At 48.9% G+C, this 10,145-nt stretch carries 1 protein-coding gene; it reads left to right on the top strand.

Annotated features, from left to right (window positions below; genetic code table 11):
* Positions 1–93: 93 nt before the first annotated feature.
* Complete coding sequence (locus A5295_RS05030; RefSeq protein ID WP_064621966.1) at positions 94–9,645, top strand: type I polyketide synthase; 9,552 nt, start codon at positions 94–96, stop codon at positions 9,643–9,645.
* Positions 9,646–10,145 lie beyond the last annotated feature (500 nt).

The raw sequence follows: 10,145 nt of genomic DNA, 5'->3' as shown, positions 1-10,145 counted from the left end.
AGATGTGTATAAGAGACAGCTTACAAAACTTATAAACCTTACAAAACTTACAGAATTTATAAAACTTATCCAAATCAACGAGAAGGAAACATCATGACAACATACTTTTTCGACCAACTCGCTAATAATCCGCACGCACTCGTGTTTGCAGGTCAGTCGACTCCGTGGGTTGAAGCTTTGCGTGAGCTTGGTTCAGACGAAGAATTAAACGCAGAACTTCATGAGTACGAAGCAGGCGCAAAAGCTTTGCTATCGCCAATTTATTCTGAGCTTTTAGCAAATGCAGGCGGCGACATAAACGTGTTTGACGCGCTAGAAAATAAGCATATTAACGCTGCAAACGCGCTTCTTAGTGTGCCTGGAATTACGCTTGCACAATTCGGTGCAGTGCGCGACTTAACAAATCTTGGATACAACTTTGAAGTAAACAAGCCGTGCGCAGTTTTGGGTCATTCTCAAGGCGTAATCGCAGCAGAAATGGTAAAAGCTCGCATAAAAGCAAAGTCTTGGCAAAAAGCTCGCGCGCAAATCGAAGAATTACTTGCAATTGCCTACTTAATTGGAGCTGCAGGAGATCGTGAATCTCGAATGCTTGAAATTACTGGTGACGGCGAGCACACGCCAATGCTGTCACTTAAAGGAGTTACTAAAAAGCAGGCAGAAGCGTTAATTTCACGCGTAGAGCGCACGCGCGGTGAAGTGTCAATTGCTGTTAAAAACGCTTACAATCACGTGGTTATTGCAGGATACCCGGAAGATATGGAAGCTGTTGCAAACGAAGCGCAAAAAGAAACAAAACGTTCGAAAAAATTGCGCGAAATGAAAGTTCGCGGTGGAGCTGTATTTGCGCCAGTTGCTGAATATTTGGATGTTACAGTGCCATTCCATTCGCCAATGCTTCAATCTGCAGTTGAGCAGGTAGTAGAGTGGGCGAGCGAGGCTGGCTTGAACACTACAGTTGCTCGCGAATTGGCGGATGCAGTGCTTGTAACTCCTGTTGATTGGGCTGCGCAAATTGGCGAAGTTTTGGAGCAGAACGACGCGCGCTCGCTTTGGATTTTAGACATGGGTCCTAGCGAGGTGCTCGGAAAGCTTACTGGAGTGCTTGTGCAAGGAACCGGCGCTGGAATCGTAGAGGCTGCTACATTGCGCTCTCGCGCTGAGCTTTCAACAGCTGACTCAGCTTCTGAACCAGAGCGTACAGGCTGCTGGGCTGATTTTGCGCCTCGAGTAATCAACACGCCTGCAGGACGCAAAGTGCTTACCAAATTTAGCAAGCTTACAGGCAAAGCTCCTGTGCTTCTTGCAGGAATGACACCAACGACAGTAGAGCCGGAAATCGTTGCTGCAGCAGCAAATGCAGGCTACTGGGCTGAGCTTGCTGGCGGCGGTCAAGTAACTGCAGAAGTTTTCGATCGTCATATGAAGTCGCTTGAAAATCAGCTTCGCGAAGGCGCAACTATCGAATTTAACGCCATGTTTATGGATCGCTACCTGTGGAATTTGCAATTTGGTTCGAAGCGAATCGTGCCAAAAAAGAGGCAGTCGGGAGCTCCTATTGATGGTGTAGTTATTTCTGCTGGCATTCCAGAACTTGACGAAGCCAAGGAATTAGTAGCATCTTTGCAAGCTGATGGATTCCCTTACGTAACGTTTAAGCCTGGAACAGTTGACCAAATTCGTCAAGTTGTGCGAATTGCTAAGGCTGTTGCTCCAGCCACGATTATTGTACAGGTTGAGGGCGGTGCTGCAGGTGGTCACCATTCGTGGGAATCTCTTGACGATTTGCTTATGACAACTTACGCGCAAGTGCGCGAGTGCGAAAATTTGGTGCTTGTTGCAGGCGGTGGTATTGGCACTCCTGAGCGTGCTGCAGACTACATTTCTGGCGAATGGGCGAATGAATACGGTTTGCCAAATATGCCAGTTGATGCTGTAATGATTGGCACAGCTGCAATGACAGCTAAGGAAGCACATACAAGTCCTGAAGTAAAGCGTATGCTTGTGGAAACTCCGGGTATTGCGATGCCGAAATCTTCTAGCATTGAAGGTTTTGATGAGGATCCGTTCGCACCTTTGGGTGAGCGTTGGGTGCCTTCTGGCAAAGTGATTGGCGGTGTGACGAGTGGTTTAAGCCATTTGCACGCAGATATTTACGAGTTAGAAAACGCTTCTGCTCGCTGCGGTCGATTGCTCGTTCATATGATGAAACATCCTGAAGAGCTTGAAGTGCGTCGCGATGAAGTAATCGAAGCACTTAACTCTACTGCAAAACCATATTTTGGTGACGTAGAAAGCATGACTTACGCACAATTTGCTCAACGTTTCCTAGATTTGGCATACCCTTGGGTGGATCCGACTTACGTAGATCGCTACATGCATTTGTTGCAGCGTATTGAAGCGCGTTTAATTAATCAAGATTCAGGCGAATTTACTTCTATTCTGCCTTCTATCGAAGAAGTTTCTAAGCACCCTCAAGCTGCTTTATATACGCTGATTGACGCGTTGCCTCAAGCTCGCGAGATGAACGTTGTGCCAATGGATGCCGCTTGGTTCCCAACTTTGGTGCGCGAATACCCTAAGCCAATGCCATTCGTGCCAGTTATTGACAACGATTTGTTGCGTTGGTGGGGTCAAGATCAGCTTTGGCAGTCGGAAGATTCGCGTTACTCGGCAGACGCTGTGCGCGTAATTCCAGGACCGATTTCCGTGGCTGGAATTACGACTATGGATGAGCCGATTGCCGATATTCTGGGACGTTTTGAAGCAGCTATGCTCAATCGTGCAGAATCTGGCTCGGAAACTGGAGTAGAAGCAGAAAATAAGGAAAATGCGGCGAGCAAGTCTTCAAAATCTGCTTTTAGTCAGATTGCTGATGCTAAAAACGTTGAAGCTTACGTGCGCGCATGCCCGAATATTTCTTGGGTTGGTCATGTAACTGCAAACCCTGCTTACGGAACGTCTTTAGGAGACGAAAATTACGTAATTACAGTAACTTCTAGTAATAATGACGTAATTTCGCTTGATTTAGATATTAAGCTAGATACATTCTGGGATAATCAAGAAAATCAGGAAGCAAAACACTCTACAAAAAATGCTGCAAACTCGCCAAAACGCAAGCACGCGGTACGAGATATTGTAATTCCGCTAACTGTTGATGCAAGTCAAGCTGGAAGCATACCAGTAGTTGACCGCGAGCGCTTGCCAAAGCACGTGTACGAAATGCTTGCAGCAACCGCAGGTGTTGGAAATACAGCGATTACTGGCGATGTGCTTGATGCTATGCCTAAGGTTGAAACAGTAAAAGAAGATGGCAGTTTGGCAAAATTGCCGGAAGATTTGCTTGCAGAAGGTTATAGAGATTTCCCATTTGGATTGGTTCATTCTTCCTATACTTTCTCGAGAAATCTTGGAATTGACCACGAGTCTGCTACTGCTGGAAGACTTCCAGATGGATTGCTTGCTTCTCGCATTGTGCCAGACGCGTTAGTAGGCCCTGCTTGGCCAACTATTTACTCGGCTTTGGGTTCCGTAATGGTTGATGGTTACCCGATTATTGAGGGTCTGCTTAACGCTGTTCACCTAGATCATTTAGTAGAGCTTGACGTCGATGCCGAAGACTTTAAAAAGTATGTCGACAAGCGAATTAATTTACTCGGCTGGGCTGAGCCGTATGCAGAATCCGCTTCTGGACGCGTGGTAACTATTCACGTAGTGCATACTACTGCAGATGGAACTCGTTTGGCTCACGAAACTGAGCGTTTTGCTATTCGTGGACGAAGCTTCAGTAACGCGCTTCCTGCTCCAGCTGCGCAATATGGCGAAGCTGCAGGATTGCACGGATACGAAATTGAAGACACACCTCGCAGAGCTTTGCGCAGAGTAGTCGTTCGCGCTCCTCACGATATGACCGCTTTTGCGCGTACTTCTGGAGATTTCAACCCAATCCACACTTCTAAGCGAGGTGCTGCAATTTCCGGTCTTTCTGCTCCTTTGGTACACGGTATGTGGCTTTCTGCAACAGCTCAACATGTGGCTCAAGCAGTTGATGAAAAAGGTGCTCGCTACGAGCTCATTGGCTGGTCATACAACATGTACGGCATGGTTCAACTTGATGACGAAGTAGAAATCACAGTTGAGCGCGTTGGAAAAGTTCGTCGCGGCGGACTTGCTTTGGAAGTTACGTGCAGAGTTGATGGGCAAATCGTGTCTAAAGCAAGCGCGCTTACTCGCGCTCCACGTGCAGCATTCGTATACCCAGGTCAGGGTATCCAAAAGCAAGGAATGTCGCTGGATGAGCGCGCAAAGTCGCCTGCTGTGCGCGATACTTGGGAGCGAGCAGACAAGCTTACTCGCGAAAAGCTTGGATTCTCAATCCTCGCAGTCGTGCGCGATAATCCAAAGGAGCTTACTGCTCACGGCGTAACTTATCACCATCCTGAAGGATTGCTTAATTTAACACAATTTACGCAAGTTGCGCTCGCAACAGTTGCCTTTGCGCAAACCGCGCGTTTGCGTGAAGCAGGATGCGATATTTGGCCTGCTTACTTTGCAGGACATTCGCTTGGCGAATACAATGCTTTGAGCTCCTTCGCGCAAATTATTCCACTCGAAACTGTGCTTGAATTGGTGTTCCATCGCGGATCTACAATGCATCATTTGATTGAGCGCGATGCGCAAGGTCGCTCGAACTACCGCATGGGTGCGCTTCGACCAAACCAGTTTGGAGTGTCAGACGAAAGCGTGAACGCTTACGTTGATGGCATTTCCAAGGCTACTGGCGAATTCTTGCAAATTGTAAACTACAACTTGGCAGGTCAGCAGTACGCAATTGCTGGAACTATTAAAGGCTTGAAGGCATTGGCTGCAGACGCTTCTAAGCGCGCTAAGGAGTATGGCGGCAAGCCTCCATTCATGTTTGTTCCAGGAATTGACGTGCCGTTCCACTCTCGAATTCTTCGAAAGGGTGTGCCGGAATTCCGCGACAAGCTCGATTCGCTGCTGCCGAAGCATATTGATTACTCTGTGCTTGTAGACCGTTACATTCCAAACCTCGTGGCTTGCCCGTTTGAGCTTACGCGAGAATTTGCACAAAAGATTTTGGATGTTGTGCCATCTGAGCGCATTGAAGCAGCTTTGGAAGATGAAACTACGTGGAAATCTTATGCAGAGGATGAGCAGAAGCTCGGTAGATTGCTTCTTACGGAGCTTCTTTCATGGCAGTTCGCTTCTCCAGTTCGTTGGATTGAAACGCAGGCTCTTATGTTTGCCGATCGCGCTCGCGGCGGTCTTGGCGTTGAAGAGTACGTTGAAGTTGGTTTAGGAAACGCGCCAACTTTGGCAAATCTTGGCGCTAAAACTCTTGCTTTGCCGGAGTTTAGTGGCGAAAAAGTGACTGTTTACAACGTTGGTCGTGACGAAGGTCGCGTTTATATGACTGACACGGATTCGCTTGTGCCTGAAGTGTTTACTGAGGAAGATAGTCAAGAAGTAAGTAGCACTGCTGATGCAGCTGCTGCTCCTGCCGCAAATGTTGTCTCTGCTGCTCCTGCGGCTTCTGCTCCTGCAGCTAATGCAGCAGCAAGCGGACCTGTAGCAGACTTGCCATTCAAAGCATCCGACGCAATCTCAATGCTGATTGCGTATAGTGCAAAAATCCGTCTTGACCAAATCGGCGACACTGACACAACTGATACGCTTACAAACGGCGTATCTTCACGCAGAAACCAGCTTCTTATGGATATTAGTTCCGAGCTTGGCGTGGCTAGCGTGGATGGTGCTGCAGAAGCTCCAATGAGTGCGTTGCGAAAGCTTGTGGATTCGGTTGCTCCTCGCTACAAGGCTTTTGGTGCAGTGCTTTCCGATATTGTGCGCGAACGTTTGCGTGCACTTTTCGGTGCAGCAGGTGTGAAGCCAGCACAAATTGACAAGCGTATTTCGGAAGTCTGGCAGCTTGGCGAAGGCTGGCGTGCGCACGTGCTTGCGGCTTTGGTTTTGCAAACGCGTGAAGGTGCTAGCGTGCGCGGTGAAAATCTTGCGCAACTTTCAACTGATCCTGCAAAGAATACTGCTGCAGCTGACGCTTTAATCGACGCCGCAATTGCGCAAGTTGCTCAAGCTCACGGCGTTAGCGTTTCTCAGCCTGGCGCTGCTGGCGCAGCCGGTGGTGCTGTTGTTGATTCTGCAGCTCTTGACGCTTTTGCGCAGCAAGTTGTTGGCGCAGACGGCGTACTTGCTGCAACTGCTAAGTTTGTGCTAGCAAAGCTTGGTGTTGAAGCTCCTAAAGCAGAAACTGAAAGTGACGAAAATGCTGCTGTTGTAGCTGCTGTTGAAGCAGAATTAGGTGCGGATTGGCCAAAGCAAGTGGCTCCTCGATTTGATGAGCGAAAAGCGATTCTTTTCGACGACCGCTGGGCTTCGGCTCGCGAAGACGTTGCTCGCTTGTACTACAAGTATGCCGGAAAGAATGTTGATATTCAGGTAAATGGAGTTTCTGAAATCTTAAATGATTTTGGTAGTTTCCTCGGTGCCGGGGAAGCAGTAGCTTCGGAAGCTGAGTGGTTTGCAAGTCTTTCTAAATCTCGCGAATTAAACAATCTTGCAACAATATTTAAAGGTATTGCTCGCGATTCTCGCACTAAACTTGCGCAAAACAACGCCGATGCTGCTCAAGCAACTCGTTTTGCAGGAGAAGTTGCAGTAGTTACAGGCGTTGCTCCTAACTCGATTGCTGCTCGCGTAGTAACGGGCTTGCTTAAGGGTGGAGCTACGGTTATTGCAACTTCGCACAGTTTCAAGCCGAGCGTCAAGTCTTGGGCAAAGAAAGCGTATCGCGAAAACGCTCAAATGGGCGCAAAGTTGTGGCTTGTGCCAGCAAACTTGTCTAGTTATCGCGATGTCGATGCGCTTGTAAAGTGGGTTGGCACGGTTTCGAAGAAAGTAAGTGGCGCAACTACTACTATTTTGAAGCCTGCTTATGAGCCGAGCATGTTCTTCCCGTTTGCAGCTCCACCAGTTCACGGTACTTTGGCTGATTCTGGTTCGCTTTTTGAATCGCAATCGCGCTTGATGCTGTGGGGTGTGGAGCGTGCAATCGCCGGATTTGCACAGATTGGAGCAGATACAGATGTACAACATCGTATGCACGTTGTGTTACCTGGCTCTCCAAACCGCGGTATGTTCGGCGGCGATGGTGCCTACGGCGAAGTCAAGAGCGCTTTCGACGCTATTGTGAACCGTGCGCATGCGGAAAGCGTGTGGTCGGATCGCGTGACTTTCGCGCATCCTAAGATTGGATGGGTGCGTGGAACCGGCTTAATGGGCGGAAATGATCCGCTTGTGACTGTAGTTGAGCGTCACGGATTAACTACCTACTCTACGCAAGAAATGGCAGATCGTTTGCTTGATTTGTGCACGAAGGAAGCACGAGAGCAGGCAGCAATTGCGCCTTTGGATGTTGATTTTACGGGAGGATTAGGCAAGGAGCCTCTTGATTTGAACGCGCTTCGTGCAGAAGCGTTGGAAGATCAGAAGCGTGCTGAAGTTGCGGAAGAAGCGGTGGAAGCTGTAGAAGAAGCTGCAGAATCTTCTGCTAAATCAACCAACAAAGCACTTCCAACTCCTTACGTGCCAACTCAGCCGCGAGTCAACTTGGCTGATTGGAAGAACGTAACAGCGCGTCCAGAAGACGAAATTGTGATCGTCTCCGTTGGCGAGCTTGGACCATGGGGTTCCGGACGTACTCGTTTCGAAGCAGAACTTGGAATTCGTGAAGACGGTTCCGTGGAGCTTTCTGCAGGAGCAGTACTGGAATTGGCTTGGAATATGGGCTTGCTTACTTGGCAGGATTCGCCAAAGCCAGGCTGGTATGATGCGGACGGCACGCTTGTTCCAGAAGAAGATATTGCAGAGAAATATCGCGATGAAGTAGTAGCACGTTCCGGTATTCGACCATTCGAAACCGGTATGGGCGGCGATTACAAGGATGGAGCAAACGAAGAAGAAGCAGAAATCTTCCTCGATCACGACGTGAGTTTCAGCGTTCCAACAGAAACAATTGCGCGCGAATACGTGGCACTTGACGAATCGCATACTGAGATTGCTCGCGATGCAGAATCTGGCGAATGGACTGTTACGCGCAAGGCAGGTTCTATGATTCGCGTGCCGCGTAGGGCTGCAATGACCAGAACCGTCGGTGGACAATTCCCTAAGGGCTTCGATCCGCTGAAGTGGGGTATTCCAGCTTCAATGGTTGGAAGTGTTGACACGATTGCGCTGTGGAATATTGTCACAACTGTAGACGCTTATATTTCTGCTGGTTTCACACCTTCGGAGATTTTGCAATCTGTGCATCCGTCAATGGTTGCTTCCACGCAAGGAACCGGTTTCGGCGGCATGAGCTCAATGCGAAAACTGTACTTGGATCGTTTCCTTAACCACGAAATTCCTACGGACGTATTGCAAGAGGCGCTTCCAAACGTTGTTGCAGCTCACGTAATGCAAACCTATATCGGCGGCTACGGAAATATGGTTCAGCCGGTGTCTGCATGCGCAACTGCGGCGGTTTCGCTCGAAGAAGGCGTCGACAAGATTGCTCTCGGCAAAGCTGATTTCGTAGTAACTGGCGCAATTGACGATATCGGCGTGGAATCCGTAGTTGGCTTCGGCAATATGAACGCAACTGCCAATAGCGAAGAAATGTATGCGAAGGGCATCAATCCACGATTCTTCTCTCGCGCAAACGATCGCAGACGTGGAGGCTTCCTTGAAGCACAAGGTGGCGGTACGATTTTGGTTACGCGCGGCGATATTGCTTTGAAGCTTGGCTTGCCTGTTGCTGGTGTGGTTGGTTTCATTCACTCCTACGCTGATGGCATTCACACTTCTATTCCTGCTCCGGGCTTGGGTGCTTTGGCTGCGGGCATGGGTGGAGCTAAGTCTAAGCTCGTGCGTGATTTGGCAGCTCTCGGCGTTACTCCGGACGATATTGCTGTGGTTTCTAAGCATGATACGTCTACGAATGCAAACGATCCGAACGAATCTGAGCTGCACAATACTCTTGCGCACGCAATCGGACGCACGAACGGAAATCCGCTGTTCGTAATCAGCCAAAAGACGCTGACTGGACATGCAAAGGGCGGCGCGTGCATCTTCCAAATCAACGGTTTGACTCAACTGTTTAGAAGTGGCGTAATCCCTGGAAACGCATCACTTGACTGCGTGGATCCTAAGCTTGCGCGCGACGACCACATGGTTTGGTTGCGTGAGCCGATGCGCATTGGCGATGGTGCAGGTTCTTGTGCAGTGAAGGCTGCTCTCGCAACTTCGCTCGGCTTCGGTCATGTTAGCGGATTTATGGCATTGGTTCATCCTGGTGCTTTTGAGGCGGCTGTGGCTGCTAGCGCAGGTGTTGATGCGCTTAAGAATTGGCGTACCAAGGCGAATGCGCGTTTGGCTGCGGGCCAGAGGCGATTTGAGGAAGGCATGATGGGGCGATCTGCTTTGTTCGAGCCTGTTGAGAATCGTCACTTGCTGAAGGATGGCATGCGCCTTCCAGATGGCACTCGCTACGACGGTCACGAAGCAGAAAAGGCGATGTTACTTAATCCTGAAGCTCGCCTTAATGCGAACGGATACTACTGCTGAGTTGCTGCTACTGCTGAGCTGCTGCTTTAGCTGGTTTTGACTTTACAAACGCCGGGGAATTTTCTCCGGCGTTTGTAGTCGTTTTGGCGTTATGTGGAAACATTTGCTGTGTTATTCCACGGCATTTGTTTTCGCTTTGGCTTTATTTGACCACATTTGCCGGAAAAATGTAGGGCGATTGGAGTTGCGTTAACAATCACGTAAGTAGCTCTGTAGTTCAGTATGCCATATTTAGTACGTGTAACATTGCGTATGTTGCCTGATATTACCTAATGCCAGTAGTACGCTGTCATTATCGCAGTGGTGTGCTATCTCGCTACCAGTACCCGCTGCCAGTACCCAGATCATTTAACGGCATCTATTTGTCGCACCTATATCTCTGTAGCTTATATCTCTGTAGCCTACAGTTCTATAGCTTTACAGATATAACAATGCTCCGTGGTTGAAGGGTTGTCGTAAATTTTGCGAACCCTTTTATCACGGAGCATATGTATATTATT

It is taken from the genome of Gardnerella sp. 26-12, from assembly GCF_001660745.1.
Classification (GTDB): domain Bacteria; phylum Actinomycetota; class Actinomycetes; order Actinomycetales; family Bifidobacteriaceae; genus Bifidobacterium; species Bifidobacterium swidsinskii.
Note: the sequence above shows the minus strand (reverse complement) of the source record. Positions and strands in the feature narration are given on the sequence as shown.

Coding starts and splice junctions, on each gene's coding strand:
- A5295_RS05030 (WP_064621966.1), top strand. CDS start 94: ATGACAACATACTTTTTCGACCAACTCGCTAATAATCCGCACGCACTC.